Raw genomic sequence first — 17595 nt, 5'->3', positions numbered from 1 at the left:
TCTTGACGCTATATCACGGCAAGCCTATGTTCCGTTACTCCAACGTCATTCGGCCTTCTGAACGCATCGGCATGAGGCAGGGGCTCGTATGCATGCCAGATATCCGCTTTCTCCTCAGTCGGGACGTTTCTCCCCGCCGCCGCGCCGCGCCCGCCTCGCGGCGTTGGGCCTCGCCGCCGCGCTGTCGGCCTCGGGCTTGAGCGGCTGCGGCAGCGCGTCGGGGGCGGGCTCCGCGGACGTGACGATGTGGACGTTCAAGCAGTCGCATGTCGCGGGGTTACGGGCGGCCGCCGCGGAGTTCGGGGAGAAGACCGGCATCGAGGTCAGGATCGAGGCGTACACCCCCGAGGACGCCTACAGCATCAAGGTCCAGAGCTCGGCCATGACGGGCGATCTGCCGGATGTCTTCGAAGTCCACTCCGACGGGGAGGACTTCGTCTACGGCGCCGCGGGCATCGTCGAGGACCTGCGCGGACAGGTCCCGGCGAGCTGGAACAACCGCTTCAACCCGGCGGTGCGCCACTCCGGCACGGTCACCCAGGAGAAGTACGAGCAGTCGCTGCCGGTGACCTCCACGAGCCACGGGGCGAAGAAGGGCGCGCGCTACAGCCTGCCGTTCACCATCGGCACCTTCGGGATCATCTACGCCAACAAGGCCAAGCTCGCCGCCGCCGGGATCACCCGGCCCCCCGCCACCTGGGAGGAGTTCATCGCCGATCTGAAGAAGACGAAGGCGAAGGACCCGCGGACCGGCGGGCTGAGCCTGGGCCTGAAGGTGCCGTCCACCGGGCTGAACTGGATCGGCCAGCCGCTGGCCTTCGCCCAGCTCGGCAAGGACGGGTACGAGGCCCTGTACGGGCGGGAGAAGTCCGCCGACTGGGGCTCGCCGAACGGCACCAAGGTCCTTGACGCGTACGACCGGCTGACGCCGTACTGGATGCCCGGCACCCAGACCCTCACCATCGACGACGCCGACCAGGCGTTCGCCCAGGGCAAGTCGGCCTTCGACGTCGGCGGCACGTTCACCCTGGCCTTCCTCCAGGAGGCCGGGATGAAGGCCGACGACATCCTCGCCTTCGGCCTGCCCGCGCCCCGGGAAGGCGCCGTCAAGGACCTCGCACTCGGCCCGATCGCGCTGACCGGCCTGGCCCTGAGCGATTCGAGTCCCCGCAAGGACGAGGCCAAGAGGTGGATGCGGTACCTCTCCGAACCCGACGTCGCCGCCAGGTTCTCCCAGGCCGCCTCCGATCTGTCCGCGACCGAACTGGGCGCCGAGTCCGCCGACGTCCTCGGCCCGAACCTCGCCAGGCTCATGGCCACGTTCAAGGGCACCCCGGAGAACACGTACAACCCGTACGACACCAGCTTCCGGCCGCCGACGCTCGACATGGACGAGGCGGGCGCGCCCCTCATCGACATGTCGCCACTGCGCCAGACCAGCCCCGTCCAAACCGGCCTCCGGCTGCGCAAACTCATCGACTCCTACTGGAAGGAGGCTTCGTGACGGCCGTCGGCACGCCTCCTGCCTCCACGCCCCGGACGGCCGCCGCGGCGGCCACGCGACGCTTCCGCCGACCCGCCACGACACCCGGCGGCCGCGGGCGCGAGGCACTCACCGGCTATCTGTTCATCGCCCCCGCGGTGATCCTCTTCGCCGTGATGGGCCTGTACACCGTGGGCTACGGCTTTCTGCTCGGCTTCGCCCGCTGGAACGGCTTCGCCCCGCACTGGGACTGGGTGGGCCTGGACAACTACGCCGATCTGCTGTGGCGCGATCCGGTCTACGCGCCGCGGGTGCACGAGGCCGCTCGCCACACCCTGTACGTCATGATCGCCGTGCCCGTGCTCACGGTCGCCGTGTCCTTCCCGCTGGCCATCGCCCTGGCCAGGGTCAAACGGGCGCAGGCGGTGCTGCGTTCGGTCTACTTCCTGCCGTACGTCACCTCCGGCATCGCCGTCTTCTACGCCTGGCAGTACATCCTCCAGCCGGACGGCGCCGTCAACTACCTGCTGCGCGTCCTCGGACTCGGCTCGTTGCAGGAGCCACAGGGCTTCCTCGGCAATCCCGCCACCGCCCTGCCCACCATGATCGTGGTGACCGTGTGGACCGAGGTCCCGGTGGCGATGCTGATGTATCTGACCGGGCTGCAGACCATCGACCGCGGCCTCATCGAGGCGGCCGAGCTGGACGGCGCGGGCTGGTGGCGCACCCAGATCTCGGTGGTCTGGCCGCTGCTGCGCCCGATCACCGCGATCGTCGTGCTGCTCACCCTCAGATCGGCGCTGCACGGCTTCCAGACCTTCCTGATCATGACGAACGGCGGCCCCGGCACCCACACCGACGTCCTCGGCCTGGAGGCGTACCGGCTGGCCTTCCTCTCCAAGTTCGCCCCCACCCTGGGCCTGGCCAGCGCCCTGGGCTGGATGCTGTTCGCCGTCGCCATCGTGCTGGCGCTGATCAATCTGAGAGCACTGCGGAGCCGCGTATGACGACACATCCCGCCCCGGCCCCTTCGGGCACGCCGGGCACGCCGGGCACGCCGGGCACCAAGCCCGCCGCCACACGCCGGATCGGCGCACGCGTCCTGATCGGCGTGCTGCTGACCGGGTACGCGCTGGTGAGTCTGTATCCGTTCCTGTGGATGGTTTCGGGCGCCTTCAAGGACCAGTTCGAGGTGGTGCGCGGCGGCCATCTGATCCCCGAGCACCCCACGCTGCACACCCTCACCGACACCTGGAACCGGCTCCACTTCCTCGACTACTTCCTCAACAGCCTCAAGGTCACCGCCCTGACCGTGGTGTTGACGCTGCTGATCTACGCCGCCGCCGGATACGCCTTCGCGGTACTGCGCTTCCCGGGCCGCGCCTGGCTGTACCGCCTATTCGTGGCGCTGCTGTTCGTCCCGGGGGTGACGGTGCTGCTGCCGATCATCCTGCTGGAGCACAACCTCGGCATCCTCGGCACGCACTACGGGCTGGTCCTGCCGTTCGTCAATGGCACCGCGCCACTGTCGGTGATGCTGCTGACCGGCGCCTTCACGGCCGTACCGAAGGAGCTGCGGGACTCCGCCCGGGTCGACGGGGCCGGGGAGCCGCACATATTCGCCCGTGTCTACCTGCCGCTCGCCCGGCCGGCGCTGATCACCGTGGCGCTGCTGACGGCGATCCCGACCTGGAACGAGTATCTGCTCACCAAGGTCTCGCTCAACGACGAGTCCGCGTACACGCTCTCCCTCGGCCTGCAACAGCTCTCCGCGCAGAACGTGCCGCAGTACAACAGCCTGATGGCCGGTGCGCTGATCGTGGTGATCCCGGTGATCCTGCTCTTCCTCGCGCTGCAGCGGTACTTCGTGAACGGACTCGTCGGGGCGGTGAAGGGATGACCCACGTGCTGGTGACGGGCGCCGCGGGCCACATCGGGCGCCATGTGGTCGAGGACCTGCTGAACCACGGCTACCGCGTGACCGCGACCGACCGTAACCCCGTCCACGACCCTCGTCTGGAGCGCAGCCTCGCCGGGGACCTGCGCGACCGCGAGCTGGTGCGGGAGGCGCTGCGCGGGGTGGCGGCGCTCGTCCATCTCGCGGCCATCCCGCACCCCGACACCCGGGATCCGGCGGGCCAGTTCACCGCCAACTGCCACACCGCCTACCTGGCGCTGGACGAGGCCGGGCGCGCCGGGGTGCGCCGTGTGGTGGCCGCCTCCAGCATCGGCGCGCTGGGACTGGCGTGGTCGACCCACCGGCGCTCACCCGGCTATGTACCGGTCGACGAGTCACACGCCACGCTCGCCGAGGACCCGTACGGACTCTCCAAGCTGGTCCTCGAACAGGTCGCCGAGGGCACCCACCGGCGGTGGGGCACCGACACCGTGTGTCTGCGCTTCCCCTTCACCGGCACCGGCCCACGGCTGACGCGCCAGCTCGCCGCCGTGCGCGCGGATCCCGGACACCACGCGAGCGACCTGTGGGGGTGGCTGGACACCCGCGACGCCGCCGCGGCGGTGCGAGCCGCGCTCGGCGCCGAGGCGCGCGGCAGCCATGTGCTGTACGTGGCGGCCCCCGGCACCTCATCGGACATCCCCACGGCCGAACTGCTCGCCCGCTACCACCCCACCGCCAGGATCGTGGCGCCGCTGTCCCGCTTCGCGGGGCTGTACGACACCTCGCGCTGCACCCGGCTGCTGGGCTTCGCCCCCACCCACGGCCGGCCTACCGCCGACGCCGTCCCCGAGGGTCCCCACCGCTCCTCCCCCACGGAAGGAACATGAGATGGCACAGAGCCCCGGCACCAGTCGCCGGACCTTTCTGACGGCCACGGCCGCGGGCGCCCTCGGCGCCGGCGCGCTCGCCGCGGCGGGAGGCCGGGCGGCCGCCGCCGCACCCGCCGACGACCCCGGGACACCCGCCACCGCGACCCGTCTCGCCCCCTCGCCAAACGTGCACATCTTCTACTACCCCTGGTACGGCAGTCCGGAGGTCAACGGCTCCTGGCGCCACTGGCCGCAGGGCGGCCTCACCCCGCCCGACCGGATCGGCTCCGACTTCTACCCGGCGGCCGGCGCCTACGACTCCGGCGACCGCGCCGTCGTCGACCGCCATATGGGGTGGCTGGCCCAGGCCGGAACCGGTGTGCTCGTCACGAGCTGGTGGGGGCAGGGCGGTTACGAGGACCAGCGGGTGCCGCTGCTCCTGGACGCGGCGGCAGCGCGCGGGCTGAAGGTGGCCTGGCATATCGAGCCCTACGCCGGCCGCACGGCGCAGTCCGTGGTGGACGACATCGGCTATCTCATCCAGCGGTACGGCGGCCACCCGGCCTTCTACCGGGACGCGGCGCACGGCGACCGCGGCGCGTACTACGTCTTCGAGTCCCTGCGGATCGTCGACTGGGCCCCGCTGGACCAGGTGGCCGACCGCGCCATCGTGCTGGCCCAGACCACGGACGTATCGAAGGTCGCGCACTTCGGCGGCATGTACACCTATGACGCCATCGCCGCGGGCAACAACCCGCAGTGGGCCGGCCCGGCCGCGTACTGCCGCGACCACGGCATGGTCTGGGCACCGTCCATCGGCCCCGGCTACATCGACGACCGCGCCGTGCCCGGGAACACCACACCCACCCTGGAGCGCGACGACGGCGCCACCTACGACCTGGAGTGGAACAACGCCCTCTCCCCCGCCAACGGGGGCCCGCCCACCTGGGTCTCGATCACCTCGTTCAACGAGTGGCACGAGGGCAGCCAGATCGAGCCCGCGGCCTCCGCCCCGCCCACCGCGCAGAGCTACCGGACCTACAGCGGGGCGTACGGGAGGACGGGCGCCGCGGCCGAAACGGCGTATCTCGACCGCACCGCGTACTGGGTGGCCCGGTTCGAGGCCGCCCGCCGCCGCTGAGGCGTGGTGTGCCGGGGCCCCGGCCGGGGCCCCGGCGAACCGCGCTAGACGACCGGTTTCGTGGGCCGGTCGGGGGTCAGCGCGATCTCCTTCTTGAGCATCCGGCCCCCGTCTCCGGTGAGGCGGAGGTAATAGTCCGAGGAGCAGACGGTGCCGTCCTCGTCGAGCGCCCAGATCCCCGAACCGGCCGGGACCATCGACGCGTTCTCCGCCGTCTTGGCTATCTGATTGCCCTCGTTGTACTCGTCGAACATGGAGATGTAGATGCCTTGGGCGCCCACCCGCACCATGTTGTAGAACTGCCGCCACATGAAGTCGCCGTGTGCGCGCTGCCGCGACTGGGTGTCCCCGGGGAGCACACAGGGCTGGTAGTCGATCCCGTTGGCGTTGCAGTCGGCCTGGTCCGGGGTGTTGACGCCGGAGAAGAAGCGGTCGGTGTCGGCGATGTTGCCGATGCGTCCCACCATCCACGGCGAGAGCATGTTGAAGGCGTGGTAGACGCCCATGTAGCCGGGGCGTGAATCCTCGTTGCCGGACCGCCAGTGGGTCGGAACCCCGCCCATCACATAACAGCCCTGGGCCTTGAACCAGTTGACGACGTCCAGGCAGTCCGCGGCCGACCAGGGCTTGTTGGCCTCGTTGAAGCCGAATCCCCAGATGCCCACCACCGGCTTGCCGTTCTGTCTGGCGTAGGCGGAGGACGCCGTATGGGCCTTCATCTTGTCCGTCCAGTCCTGCTTCAGCTGGCTCTTCATGTCGAGCCAGCCGGTGGCGTCGTACATGATGTAGAACTTCCGGCCGTACCTCTCCGCCGCCGAGCGGACCTTGGTGGCCATGGCGTCGCGCGTCGGCCCCTCGGGGCTGAAGGGGTTGAAGCGCTGGAGGGCGGCGGTGTCGATGGCGTACTGCTGCATCCAGCGGAAGTGGGTGTCGACGGTCTGCTGGTCGTAGGAGGAGAACAAGGTGGCCGGCTGGCCGTTGTTGAGGTTGCTGTAGTTGGTCCGGTAGCTCTTGGTGTACTCGCGCATATCCGGCCAGCTGTGAATGCCCGTGTTGTCCGGCGACGGCGGCTGGGACATGTTGGCGGCCCAGTGCCACCAGCCGTTGATCGGGGCGCCGTCCCCCGCGCAGGCGAACCAGCCCTGATAGCCGACGGTGACCTTGCCGACGACGTCACCGGGCGGGCTGGCCGCGGCGGCGGTGCCCGTCGTCAGCTTGGCGGCGCCCAGGGCACCGAGCGCCGTGGCGCCGAGCGCCGAACCGATGAGATGGCGGCGTGAAATACCCATGAGGGCCTGCCTTTCCGGCAGTGAGCGGCTTGAGTGGGGGTGCTCGCTGCGGCGGATCGTAATCACGCATTCATGATTCCGCAATTTAATGGACGGTTTACCGAATTCAAACGGAAGCGCTTTTCGTCGTTTATGCGTCATTCCCTCATGCGCGATCAAGGATCGAGGACCAGCGGTCGTCAGTGCCGGGCGGGCAGGTCACGGTCTCGCCGGGGTGGGCCTCGAAGACCGTGCCGTCGCGGGTGCCGATCAGGGCGATGCCCTCCACCACGTGCAGGGTCTGGCCGACGGCGTGGCGGTGCCAGGCGATGTGCGCGCCCCAGGCCCTGCACCTCGACGACGACCAGCGCGGCTACCTCTTCGGACTCGCCGGAAAGGAAATCGCCCGCCCCCGGCGCCGGGCGCGGCAGAAAGTCCAGCCGCAATTGCGGCGGCTGCTCGACGACCTCACCGCCACCCCCGCCGTCGCCATGGGGCGGCGCATGGACGTCATCGCATCGAATTCCCTCGCCGCCGCACTCATCACCGACTTCGGGCAGGTTCCGGAAAGGCACCGGAGGTATGTCCGCATCCTCTTCACGGACCCCGCCGTGCCCTGTCGGCGTCACCGGCCGACTGAGACCCGGGCGCACCGCCCCGCCGAGATGTGCATAGGCTGAGCTCCTGTCAGGACAACAGCGGCACGTAGGGACACAATGCGGAAAGAGGCGGTTCGGTACCTTCGGTGTCCACACTGCTGCGACGACACCATGACGATGGCCGACGGCGCGCTGCGGTGTTCCCAGGGGCACAGCTTCGACGTGGCGAAGCAGGGATATGTGAATCTGCTGCGCGGGGCCGCCAAGTTCAGCGCGGACACCGCCGAGATGGTGGCGGCCCGCGCGGACTTCCTGGCCGCCGGTCACTTCGCACCGATCGCCGGGGCACTGGCCACGCTGGCGCGCGAGACGGCACCGGCGCCGACGGGCGGGGACCCCGGCTGCGTCGTGGACATCGGCGGCGGCACGGGCTACCACCTCGCCCGGGTGATGTCGGAGTTCCCGGGCTCCGAGGGCGTCCTGCTCGACATCTCCAAGTTCGCCGCCCGCCGGGCGGCGCGGGCGCATCCCCGTATCAGCGCGGTGGTGGCCGACGCCTGGGACGGGCTGCCGTTCGCCGACGGGGCCGCGTCGGTGGTCCTCAACGTCTTCGCACCGCGCAATCCGGCCGAGCTGCGGCGGATGCTGCGCCCTGAGGGTGTGCTGCTGGTGGTGACGCCCCGGCCGGATCATCTACGGGAGCTGGTGGAGGCCCTGGGGCTGCTGCGGGTGGACGAGCAGAAGGACGAGCGGCTGGCGGACCGGTTCTCGGCGCATTTCACCGAGGTGGCCCGGGAGCGTTCGCGGAGCACCATGACGCTGGACCACCAGGCCGTGCCGCGGCTGGTGGGGATGGGGCCCAACGCCTGGCACCAGCACGGCGAGCGGCTGAAGGAGCGCGTCGCGCTGCTGCCCGAGCCCTGCGACGTGACGCTGTCCGTCACGCTCACCGCCTACCGTCCGCTGGTCTGACGCCACCGCGGAGATGCCCCGGCCCGCCGGGCTGCGCCCGGCGCCGGTCAGGTCCAGACGGTGTATCCGCCGTCCACGCGGATCGCCTCGATGCCGCTGATGTACCGGGCGCCGCAGCGGTCCTGGGGCAGGACGAGCTGCGGGCCCGCGCGGTCGAGCGGGGTGCCGTCGATGGTGACCGCGAGCAGGACGGGGGCACGGCCGAAGTCCGGGTCGATCTCGGCCCAGGACAGCAGCGCGCGGTGGCCGTCCGCGCCGCGTACGGCGATCAGGAAGCGCAGCCGGTCCTTGCGCCGGGCGGGGTCGAAGGCGGGACCGGCGGAGACCAGGACGTCGTGCAGGTAGGGTCCGGTGAAGCGGTGCTGCTGGATGCCGCTGGTGGCGCAGTCGAAGCTGACCTGTGCCCGGTGCTGGGGCCAGGAGAGCAGTTCGGACACCGTCAGCCGGGCCGGACGGGTCACATCGCCGGTGAGGGCGAGTTCCGCCACCGGACCGGCAGCCGTGCTGGCAGCTACGAGGGAGTCACTCACGGGCTACCACCTCCTGGAGGACCGTTACCCGACCCCCCGTCCCACGCAAACGCACATGCCATGCTGAAGGATCAAAGATCCGGCTGATGCGATGTGGAAAGAGGCTTTCTCCTCGCATCTGCGGCGTGGCGCCCGACTCACCCGAGGCCCGGGTTCCCGGTCCGCAGGCGCCAGTGCCGGCCACCGTGGACGAGCGTCGCGACGCCCAGGAGGAGGAAGCCACCGCTCGACACCGCCAGCAGTGTCCAGACGGCTGTCTCCCGGCCCGGCACGTCCGCCGCGTATGTCCAGCGCACCAGGAAGTTCGTGGTGGCGGCCACCGGAAAGCTGTAGATCCACAGCCCGGTGTGGAAGGACCGCTCGCGGAGGGTCGGAAGCATGAAGGCGACCAGGGCGAGGGTGAAGAACAGGATGCCGGAGAACCCGTAGCCGACCCCGTCCAGGCGGCCCCCGTGGGCGGCGAGCCAGGCGTTGCTGCCGACGGCGGGCGGGATGACCAGGACGGTGAGGGTGGGCCGGGCCGGTGGCGGAAGCGGACTGCCGGCGACCAGGCTGCCGAGGATGACCGTGCCGAAGGCCAGCCAGTACAGCACCCCCACGGCGAAGGCCGCTGCCGCGATCTCGGGCAGGTGCAGCGTCGACGCGGTGATGCTCGCGATGAACGGCGCGGACGAGACCGGCAGCAGATAGCCGGGGTGCAGGGTGGTCTCGCTGAGCCCGCCGGTGAACCAGTGGGCGAGCAGACGCGCGGCGACCAGCGCGGCCGCCACGGCGAAGACGGCGTAGGCCCAGCGGGCGCCCTCCTCGCCGAAGCGCGAGAAGTGACCGGTGATCAGCATGCCGATGATGGGGACGTACGCGAGGGCGAACCCCTGGCCCGGGTGGCGCAGATCCTCGCGCAGGTTGTGCCACCGGGCTCCGCCGTGCCGCACGTATGCGGCCAGGAGCACGACCCAGACCAGTCCGCTGATCACGAACAGCACATCGCTGATCTGGATCCATGCCGAGGCGACGGAGGTCGCCGCCTGCCAGGCTCCGCCCAGCCCCGCGGAGCCCAGCGAGATCGCCAGCAGGCTGATGCGCGCGCTCCGCGAGCCATGGGAGGCGGGAGCCGCGTACGGCGCGGGTCCGGCCGAAGCGGCGGGACCGGACAGGATCGGCGGGCCCTGGCCCCGCTCCGGCCGGAGGTCCGAGCCGTTCTTGGCAGTCATGAGCTGTGTCCTCGAGGTTGATCTCGGAAGATGATCTTGTAATGGATGTTTTATTTTAGGCGCTTACTTATAGCATGCACGACGACCGGGATGTAAGCCTCATTCGCCAATAGACCATGTGCTATGGTGGCTGGGTGGCCAGAGAAGAATCGGACTCAGCGCGGCGGATTCCCGCGACCGCGGCGGCGATGGTGGACCTGCTCAACTCCCGGCCGCACGGTCCCGGTTTTCCGGACACGCTCCAGACCCCGGAGACGGCGAGCGCCGTCCTGCGCCCGTTCGGCCAGCCCGCGGCGGAGGCGCCGTCACCGCAGCGCATCGCCAAGATCCGCGGGCTGCGCACGACCCTCATGGACATCGCGTCCGCGCCCGACAGCGCCGGGGCGGCACCCGGCTGGGCACAGCTCGCCGAGCGGGCGTCCGCTGTCACGCTGCGGCAGGATTTCTCGGAGCCCGGGACGGTGCGGCTGCGGCAGGTCGGTGGCGACCCCGTGGTGGGTGGCATCACCCTGGCAGTGGCGGAACTCGTCTCCGACGGCACCTGGCCCCGTCTCCGCATCTGCGCCAACGAGCTCTGCAGCCACGTGTTCTACGACACCACGCGCAGCCGCACCCAGCGCTGGCACTCGTACGAAGTCTGTGGCAACAAGAGCAACGTGGCCGCGTACCGAGCCCGGAAGAAGACCCGGCCCGGAAGCTGACACCGGGACGGGTCTCGCCAACTCCCTGACGGAGAAGGCCAGTTCACTGGAGAGAGCCAGTTAGCCGGGAAAGGTCAGTTCGCCTGCCACCGCCCCGCCGGTGCCCACGACCGCGCTGCGGAACCGGTCCGGGTGCCGGGCCGTGGCGAACAGCACCGCGCTGGTACCGATGTCGCCGGAACCGGGGTCTTGATCTCGCTCATGCCCTCGTCCTCTCGCGATCCGTGGACGACTGGGCCGGTCAGGTCAGCGGGACGTCGAGGACCGCCTTGCGGTGGCTGAACGTCTCCAGCGAGTAGCGGCCGTGGTAGCTGCCCATGCCGCTCTCCCCCACGCCGCCGAACGGCAGGGTCGGCACGGTCAGATGGAAGATCGGGAAGCCGAAGTTGACGGCACCCGAGGAGGTTTCGGCGATCAGCCGGGCCCGGGTGGTGTCGTTCTCGGTGAAGGCGTAGAGCGCGAGCGGCTTGTCGCGGTCGTTGATGAAGGCGATGGCCTCGGTGAGGTCGGCGACGGTCAGGATGGGCAGGATGGGGCCGAAGATCTCCTCCCGCATCACCGGCTCGTCGGGCTTCACGTCCACCAGCACGGTCGGGGCGATGTACTTCTCGGCGCGGTCGCTCTGTCCGCCGGTCACGGTGCGGCCGGAGCCGAGCAGCGCGGTCAGGCGGTCGAAGTGGCGCTCGTTGACGATGCGTCCGTAGTGGTCGGCGGCCTGCGGGTCGGTGCCGTACAGCTGCTCGATCGCCTGGGTCAGGGCGGCCGCCAGCGCCTCGGCGGTGTCCGGGTCGGTGAGGACGTAGTCGGGGGCGACGCAGGTCTGTCCGGCGTTGGAGAACTTGGTGGACGCGATGCGGGCGGCGACCGCGGTGAGGTCGGCGTCGCGGTCGACGAAGACCGGCGACTTGCCGCCGAGTTCGAGGGTGATGGGGGTCAGATGCTCGGCGGCCGCGCGCATCACGATCCGGCCCACGGTGCCGTTGCCGGTGTAGAAGACGTGGTCGAAGCGCTGGGCCAGCAGCGACGTCGTCTGGGCGACGCCGCCCTCGACCACGGCGGTGGCCTCGTTGTCGAGGTAGGCCGGAAGGAGCCGGGCCAGCAGGGCGGAGGTCTGCTCGGCGAGCTCGGAGGGCTTGATGACCACCGCGTTGCCGGCCGCCAGCGCGGCCGCGACGGGGGTCAGCAGCAGATAGATCGGATAGTTCCAGGCCGAGAGGATCAGGGCGACACCGAGGGGGTCGAGCTCGGTGCGGGCCGTGGTCCCCTCCGGCAAGTGGGAGACGGTGACCTCCGCGGGCTGCGGGGCGAGCCACTCCTCCAGATGCTCGAGGTAGTCGTCGATCTCGAGCACCGTGATGTCGATCTCCGCGCGGTCGACCTCGTCGGGGTTCTTGCGCAGATCGGCCCAGAGGGCGTCGGCGATGGCCGCGCGGTTCTCGGTCAGCAGCGCGCGCAGCCGGGTGAGCTGCTCGCGGCGCCAGGCGAGAGACTTGGTACGGCCACTGCGATGGGTCTCCCGCAGCCGCGCCACGAGGGCGGCGGCGTCGGTCTCGGTCAAGGCGGGGTAGGTGGTGGTCATGGGGCATCCCGTTCTGTGGAAAGGGGCCCGGCCCGCGGGCAGGGTGTGCTGGACATCGTAAGCGTCTTTCAGAATTAGACGCTTACGTTATAGCACACGCGACCACCGGCGTGTAATTTTCTATTGTCGATAGACCATGCACAGGGGCCGCCCCGACCGGGCGAGGCCCTCGCCACCACCGTCACCGCGCCCCGGGTGTCACAGCACGGCGTGGGCCGGGATCTCCTCGGGTTCCGGAGCCGGCCGGGCCGTCCAGTCCCGGGGGCCGGCCGTACGGCGAACCTCCGCGCCGTGCCGTTGCCCGCGGACCTGGACGGCCTCCCAGCCATCGGGGGGTTCCGGACCGACGCGGTAGGCGATGTCCGGCTCGCTCGCGCGGCGGGTGACCTCACACACCCGCACCTGCCCCTGCGGGGCGAGCGCCAGCATCCGGAAACACCGGTCCGCCGCCTCCCCCATCACCCGCGGGGCGGTGTCCGGCTCCCCCGGCCGGAACAGCAGATAGGCGTCTCCGGTGACCACGGCGACATGGAGACACGCAGGGCCGGGGCCCATGGGCGCGGGTCCGGCGCCGCGGCCGGCGAAGCGGTCGCGCATCGCGAACGCCGCCCGTACCGCCCGGGCCGCGTCGTCCTCATGCGTCTCGGGGTGGCCGAACAGCGCCGAGAGGACCGGCCCGGCCGCATGGGCCATGGCCCCGCCGAACCGTGCGGCCTCCTCGCGGACGACCCGCTCGGCCTCCCGCAGCGCCTCCTGGACGCTCGACGGATCGTGGCCGTGTCCCTCCAGGGCGTGGCGCACCCATACGAGGCTGATCCGCTTGTGTTCCACCGTGGACTCGTTCAGCCGCCGTGGCCGGGTGGCACGCCCGCCCACCGCGCTGAGCCCCGCCCTGCTCTGGGCCGGGGTCTCCCGCGCCGTATCGGTCCCGGGGAGGTCGGTCCTGGGGAGGTCGGCCCTGGGCAGGGGCGTCACATCGACCAGCGCGGGCGGGGACGGAGGGTCGAGCTCCGGGGCGTGGGCGAGGATGGCCCGCTCCAGCTTCTGCATCTCGCGGGTGGGCTCGAGGCCGTACCGCTCGACCAGCTCGACGCGGCGGTGGCGGTAGGCGGCAAGCGCTTCGGTCTGCCGGCCGCAGCGGTAGAGGGCCAGCATGAGCTGACAGCTCAGGCGCTCGCGCGTCGGCTCGGCGGCGGCCACCGCCTGCAGCTCTCCGAGGACCGCGTGGTGACGGCCGCACGCCAGCTCGGCCTCGAAGAGGTCTTCCAGCGCGTTGAGCCGGCTGTTCTCCCACGCGGTCAGCTCCGGCCAGACGAGGCCGTCCTCGACGAGGTCGGCGAGCGCGGGCCCGCGCCACAGCCCCAGGGCCTCCCGCAGCACCCGCGCGGCCGACTCGTAGGAGCCGGCGGCCACCTCGGCGTGTCCGCGCTCCACCGCCCGCCGGAAGCGGAGCAGATCGACGGCGTCGGGATCCACCCGCAGCCGGTACCCCGGGGCATCGGTCACCAGCACCGCCCGGCCCTCGGAGCCGGGTTCGCAGGACAGCGTCCGGCGCAGATCCCGGACCGCGTTCTGCAGCATCTTCCGGGCGGTGAGCGGGGTGTCACCCGGCCACAGGGCGGCCAGCAGCCTGCTCGTGGCCACCACGCTGTTGGCGTGGATGAGCAGATGGGCGAGCGCCCCTCGCTTGATGACTCCGCCGAGCGGCACTGGTGCCCCGTCATCGAGCACCTCAAGGGGGCCGAGCAAGTGGAAGTCCACGGAACCTCACCTTCTGTCTGGATGTGCGTGTCCCCGTGTGTCCCCCGTGTCCCCCGAACCCGTCTCCAGGGCGTCGGCCATCGCCAGCCGCAGCAGTTGCATGCGATGGGTGGCCCCCGTCTTGGCCCGGATGCGTCGCATATACGTGTCGACGGTGTGCGGACTGAGGCCCAGGGCACGCGCCACGGAGGGGTAGGTGTGCCCCTCCAGGACGCGGTCCAGAACCTCGCGTTCGCGGTCGCTGAGCAGTTCCAGCGGTTGGCGGTCGGGCCGTCCGGCGTGCTCGGCAGCGCCGGAGGCGGCTGCGGCTTCGGACGAGCCCACCGCGCGTTCGTCGGGCCGTCTCACCCCATGGCCCCGTAAGCCGGACATGAGATACGGCACCGCCCCATCATCGGTCCGTCGGCAGAGCCCTGCCGTGAAAGCCCCAGCCGGTGTCGTCGTCCTCGGGCGAGTCGGAGCCGCCCCCGACCGCCAGGGTCGTCCCGGCGACGGCGAGCGAATGAAGGCCCCGTGTGCCGGTTCCGGCACGGTCGTGCGCCGACTGCGCGGCCGCGCCCAGGAAGAGCGAGAGGGCCGGTGCGGCGATCGCGGTCATGACGGCGGTGAGGAACAACGTGCGCAATGTGGCCTCCGGTTGAAGAGATCCGGTACGGAATTCGGCCCTGGGCTGGATGGATCGATCATGGCGGGGGCCCGGCCCGCGCACCACGCGTTCCGCCGCTCACCAACGTGCTGGGCAACAAAACGAGGGGGGATCATAAGGGGCGCAACGGGATTATTCGGTTGTCCGGTTTCGCCTTGCGGGGCCATCTGCGCGCCATGGCCGCCCCCATGAGCGAGTGGTCACGGTGTGGCGTGGAGCACCAGCAGCAGCAGCTCGCACGGGGCGACGGCCTCGGAGAGCGTGCAGGAGTGGCGTGCGGGCACGAAGCACATCTCCCCGGCGCGCAGCCGCAGTTCGACTCGCCCGCTCCGGTGGTCCGCACGGCCGTCGTTCTCGACGCGGCAGCGTGCTCCGCCACGCAGCGGGAAGAGCAGGACGTCGGCGCCGACGTGCCCGAGGGGGAGCGTCGTCCCGGCGGGGAGCAGCCGTTCGTACGCCTCGACGGGGTAGCCCATGACCTGGCCCAGATCGGCTGCGAGTCGGTGCGCGCCGGTGCCGGGGGGCGCGGGCCGCCACTCCCTGTCCGCCGGTTCCCGGCCGTACGCCCCGTAAAGGCCCGGGAGGACGGTGTGAGCGCGCTCGGGCCATACCACCGCGGGGCCCCTGTCCTGGTAGGTCGAGAGGCACAGCGCCATGTCACGGAGGAAGAGTTCCCAGTTGGTATCGGACACCCTTGCCCTTCGCTCTCGAAAGGTCGCACCTCGTGACCGCCACCGGCAACGGACGACACAAGCGCTCTCCGAGGCGATCGAGCACCGATCGCACGGCAGGCATGGGCAGCTGACGACGTGGAGCGGCCCGCCCGGGCCGCCCGAAGTCTGTGTCTGCGGAACCCCCCGCGCAGGCGATGCCCATCCTCGCCCGCCGGTGGTGCGGTGTGCCAGTCCCTTTTCGGCGGTCCCGCGCCGACGTGACAGACGGCCCCGCGGAAGCGGGCCCCGCCGAGACGCGATCCGCCGAAGCGGCCCCACGGAAACGGTCCCACGGAAACGGGCTCCGCCGAAGCGGGCTCCGCCGAAATACCTGAGGCCGCGACGGTATCCGCCGTCGCGGCCTCGCACCCCCGTTGACGCGCTGATGGCAGACAGGCGCCGGCTACCCGGCGGCCTCCCGCACACCGGTGTCCGGTTCGCTCTCGTCTTCGCTCTCGTCGTGGTCCAGCAGACCGGCGCGGGCGGCGAGGACTCCGGCCTGGAACCGGCTCACCGCCCCGAGAGTGTCCATGATGTCGGCGACGTGCTTGCGCGTGGTGCGCAGCGACATCCCCAGCCTGCGGCCGATCGCTTCATCCTTGTAGCCTGCCGCCAGCAGGCGGAGGATCGTTCCGTCCAGCTCTTTCGCCACGGATTCGAGGCCGTCGGCGGCGGCGTCCGAGAAGGGCCGGGCATGGGCCCACGCGTTCTCGAAGATCGAGCGGAGATAGCGGACGAGGGACGGCTCGCGTACGATCACCGCCCCCAGGCTCCCCTCCCGGTCGGGGACGAACGCCAGGTCCCGGTCGAAGACGATCAGCCGGCCGAACGGATCGTGGACGGTCCGGTATTCGGCGCCGAGGCCGGACATGACGGCCACGTATGCCTGACTCGGCGCGTTGAACCGGGCCGTGTGGTTGTAGAGCGTGCGCATGCGCACCCCCCGGGCGAGCAGCGCCGTGTCACGGCTGATCGCCTCCTCCAAGACCTCCGGTGCCCGCCCGCCGCCCGGCTGACTGCTCAGCACCTCCTCCTGACACTCGTTGGAGGCACGGTTCAAGGCGGCGCGGACCTCGTCCAGATGCCCGATCACCTCGATGCTCCCGGTGGCACAGCGCCTGCCTTCGAGGAAGTGGGCCCGCAGCCGTCCGAACTCGACGCCGATCTGGTCCAGTTGGCGCCGCCGTTCCTGCAGGGACTCCTGGATCGGGGCGGTGAGCGCCGCGGCGGCCAGGTCGGGGTCGACGGGCACCAGGAGCGCCGGGTCCGTGGAGTGGGAGCGCAGCAGGCCCAGTTCCGTCAGCCGGCGGACCGCCGCGTCGAGCTCTTCCTCGGACATTTCCAGCTCGGATAAGGTGCCCAGGAATTCTCTGGTCACCTGCTGGAATCTCAGGATGCAGGAATACAGCTCGGCTTCGGCATCACTCACATACGAGGCGCCGCAAGCGGTGGGCTGGAGGAGCGGGTTCACAAGCTCTCCCCTCGTCCGTCGACGAGTCGTATCGACGAGCAATCGGACGGGAATCCAACATCGGACGGCCGGTGTCTCAGCAGCATTTTGTTTCTTTTCTCTTCTACCACTGGTCCTGTCAGAAGGGCTTTGGAGAGACAGACGGCCATCGCCGCGGAGGGGTTCACCGGGGCCCCGTACCGCTGGGCAGGGCCGTGCCCAGGAGCGCGGCCACGGCCGTCGTATGGCCGTCGAAGGCCAGCGTGACCGGTGTGTCGAGGACCTGCCATCCGGCCGTCTCGGGCATCGGCGCGGGCTCGGGCAGGGTGCCGGCGTCGCGCACCGGCAGCAGGGCGAAGACCTCGAGGGTGTCCCGGGTGGAGTGCACGTCGAAGAGGCGGACCTGCCCCGGGTCGGCCGCCAGGCCGGTTTCCTCCCGCAGTTCCCGTACGGCGCCCTGCTGCCAGGTCTCGCCGACCTCCACATAGCCGCCGGGCAGCGCCAGTTGCCCCAGGGCGGGCTCGATCGCGCGGCGCACCACGACCACTCCGAGCCGGCCGGACAACGTTGCCACGGGCTGTAGGACCACCGCGGCGGGCAGCGGGTTGCGCCATTGGGTCTCACCGCAGCCGGAGCAGTCCCGCGGCCATCCGGCGCCCTCGGCGCACGCGGTACCGCAGTAGGGACAGTGTGTGACGCGGCGTCCGCGCGTGTAGCCCATGAGCCTCCCCCTCCGCTTCCTCGGCGTACGGCAGCACGCAAGATACAACAA

General features: G+C 70.7%; 16 protein-coding genes and 3 pseudogenes. 8 read left to right on the top strand and 11 right to left on the bottom strand.

The window, feature by feature from the left end:
- Positions 1–88: 88 nt before the first annotated feature.
- The 5 genes from J5X86_RS15645 to J5X86_RS15625 are packed head-to-tail and all read left to right on the top strand — an operon-like array spanning position 89 to position 5393.
- Positions 89–1504 carry an ABC transporter substrate-binding protein gene (locus J5X86_RS15645; RefSeq protein WP_208517402.1) on the top strand — a complete coding sequence of 472 codons (1416 nt, stop codon included), beginning with the start codon at positions 89–91 and terminating at the stop codon, positions 1502–1504.
- The gene (locus J5X86_RS15640) at positions 1501–2490 is read left to right on the top strand and encodes a sugar ABC transporter permease (protein ID WP_308124568.1); all 990 of its coding nucleotides are present in this window, start codon (positions 1501–1503) and stop codon (positions 2488–2490) included. The genes J5X86_RS15645 and J5X86_RS15640 overlap by 4 nt, the downstream gene beginning before the upstream one ends.
- On the top strand, positions 2487–3383 hold the full coding sequence (locus J5X86_RS15635) for a carbohydrate ABC transporter permease (protein WP_208517401.1): 897 nt from the start codon (positions 2487–2489) through the stop codon (positions 3381–3383). The genes J5X86_RS15640 and J5X86_RS15635 overlap by 4 nt, the downstream gene beginning before the upstream one ends.
- Positions 3380–4270: an NAD(P)-dependent oxidoreductase gene (locus J5X86_RS15630; protein WP_208517400.1), complete on the top strand. Its 891-nt coding sequence runs from the start codon at positions 3380–3382 to the stop codon at positions 4268–4270. Before J5X86_RS15635 ends, J5X86_RS15630 begins: the two co-directional genes overlap by 4 nt.
- Position 4271: 1 nt before the next feature.
- Positions 4272–5393, top strand: a complete 1122-nt coding sequence (locus J5X86_RS15625) for a glycoside hydrolase family 99 protein (RefSeq protein ID WP_208517399.1) — start codon at positions 4272–4274, stop codon at positions 5391–5393.
- Positions 5394–5440: 47 nt separating this feature from the next.
- On the opposite strand, the pseudogene J5X86_RS15620 reads toward J5X86_RS15625, so the two are convergent.
- Both J5X86_RS15620 and J5X86_RS15615 read right to left on the bottom strand, forming a co-directional pair.
- Positions 5441–6682 (bottom strand): annotated as a pseudogene (locus J5X86_RS15620) (glycoside hydrolase family 71/99-like protein); the annotation flags it as partial.
- Between the two features lie 169 nt (positions 6683–6851).
- Positions 6852–7001: pseudogene (locus tag J5X86_RS15615) on the bottom strand (cupin domain-containing protein); the annotation flags it as partial.
- Position 7002: 1 nt separating this feature from the next.
- Between J5X86_RS15615 and J5X86_RS15610 the strand changes: the two are divergent.
- Positions 7003–7341: pseudogene (locus J5X86_RS15610) on the top strand (hypothetical protein); the annotation flags it as partial.
- 36 nt (positions 7342–7377) lie between these two features.
- Entirely contained in the window at positions 7378–8232 is an 855-nt protein-coding gene (locus tag J5X86_RS15605) for a putative RNA methyltransferase (protein ID WP_208517397.1), read from the top strand.
- Between the two features lie 47 nt (positions 8233–8279).
- Here the strand turns inward: J5X86_RS15605 and J5X86_RS15600 are convergent, their stop codons facing one another.
- Positions 8280–8762 (bottom strand): molybdopterin-dependent oxidoreductase, encoded by a 483-nt coding sequence (locus J5X86_RS15600; RefSeq protein WP_208517396.1) that lies wholly within the window; start codon positions 8760–8762, stop codon positions 8280–8282.
- A 137-nt stretch (positions 8763–8899) separates the two neighbouring features.
- Positions 8900–9973 carry a hypothetical protein gene (locus tag J5X86_RS15595; RefSeq protein WP_208517395.1) on the bottom strand — a complete coding sequence of 358 codons (1074 nt, stop codon included), beginning with the start codon at positions 9971–9973 and terminating at the stop codon, positions 8900–8902.
- A 134-nt stretch (positions 9974–10107) separates the two neighbouring features.
- Here J5X86_RS15595 and J5X86_RS52470 point away from each other — a divergent pair, with 134 nt between their 5' ends.
- A complete protein-coding gene (locus J5X86_RS52470) occupies positions 10108–10674 on the top strand; it encodes a CGNR zinc finger domain-containing protein (RefSeq protein ID WP_208517394.1) in 567 nt (188 codons plus the stop codon).
- Between the two features lie 241 nt (positions 10675–10915).
- Here the strand turns inward: J5X86_RS52470 and J5X86_RS15585 are convergent, their stop codons facing one another.
- From J5X86_RS15585 to J5X86_RS15555, 7 genes are all read right to left on the bottom strand, one after another.
- Positions 10916–12253 carry an aldehyde dehydrogenase family protein gene (locus J5X86_RS15585; protein ID WP_208517393.1) on the bottom strand — a complete coding sequence of 446 codons (1338 nt, stop codon included), beginning with the start codon at positions 12251–12253 and terminating at the stop codon, positions 10916–10918.
- 198 nt (positions 12254–12451) lie between these two features.
- Positions 12452–14014: an AfsR/SARP family transcriptional regulator gene (locus tag J5X86_RS15580; protein WP_208517392.1), complete on the bottom strand. Its 1563-nt coding sequence runs from the start codon at positions 14012–14014 to the stop codon at positions 12452–12454.
- Positions 14015–14020: 6 nt separating this feature from the next.
- Complete coding sequence (locus J5X86_RS15575) at positions 14021–14338, bottom strand: helix-turn-helix transcriptional regulator (RefSeq protein ID WP_308124567.1); 318 nt, start codon at positions 14336–14338, stop codon at positions 14021–14023.
- A gap of 67 nt (positions 14339–14405) precedes the next feature.
- On the bottom strand, positions 14406–14639 hold the full coding sequence (locus J5X86_RS15570) for a hypothetical protein (RefSeq protein ID WP_208517390.1): 234 nt from the start codon (positions 14637–14639) through the stop codon (positions 14406–14408).
- A gap of 221 nt (positions 14640–14860) precedes the next feature.
- Positions 14861–15352 (bottom strand): hypothetical protein, encoded by a 492-nt coding sequence (locus J5X86_RS15565; protein ID WP_208517389.1) that lies wholly within the window; start codon positions 15350–15352, stop codon positions 14861–14863.
- A gap of 424 nt (positions 15353–15776) precedes the next feature.
- On the bottom strand, positions 15777–16751 hold the full coding sequence (locus J5X86_RS15560) for a helix-turn-helix transcriptional regulator (protein ID WP_308124566.1): 975 nt from the start codon (positions 16749–16751) through the stop codon (positions 15777–15779).
- 256 nt (positions 16752–17007) lie between these two features.
- A complete protein-coding gene (locus J5X86_RS15555) occupies positions 17008–17544 on the bottom strand; it encodes an NUDIX domain-containing protein (protein ID WP_208517388.1) in 537 nt (178 codons plus the stop codon).
- Positions 17545–17595: the final 51 nt, after the last annotated feature.

Origin of the sequence: Streptomyces sp. NEAU-YJ-81, from assembly GCF_017592595.1 — a bacterium.
Lineage (GTDB): Bacteria > Actinomycetota > Actinomycetes > Streptomycetales > Streptomycetaceae > Streptomyces > Streptomyces hygroscopicus_B.
The sequence above is the reverse complement of the archived record's forward strand: the minus strand, read 5'-3'. Positions and strand labels throughout refer to the sequence as shown.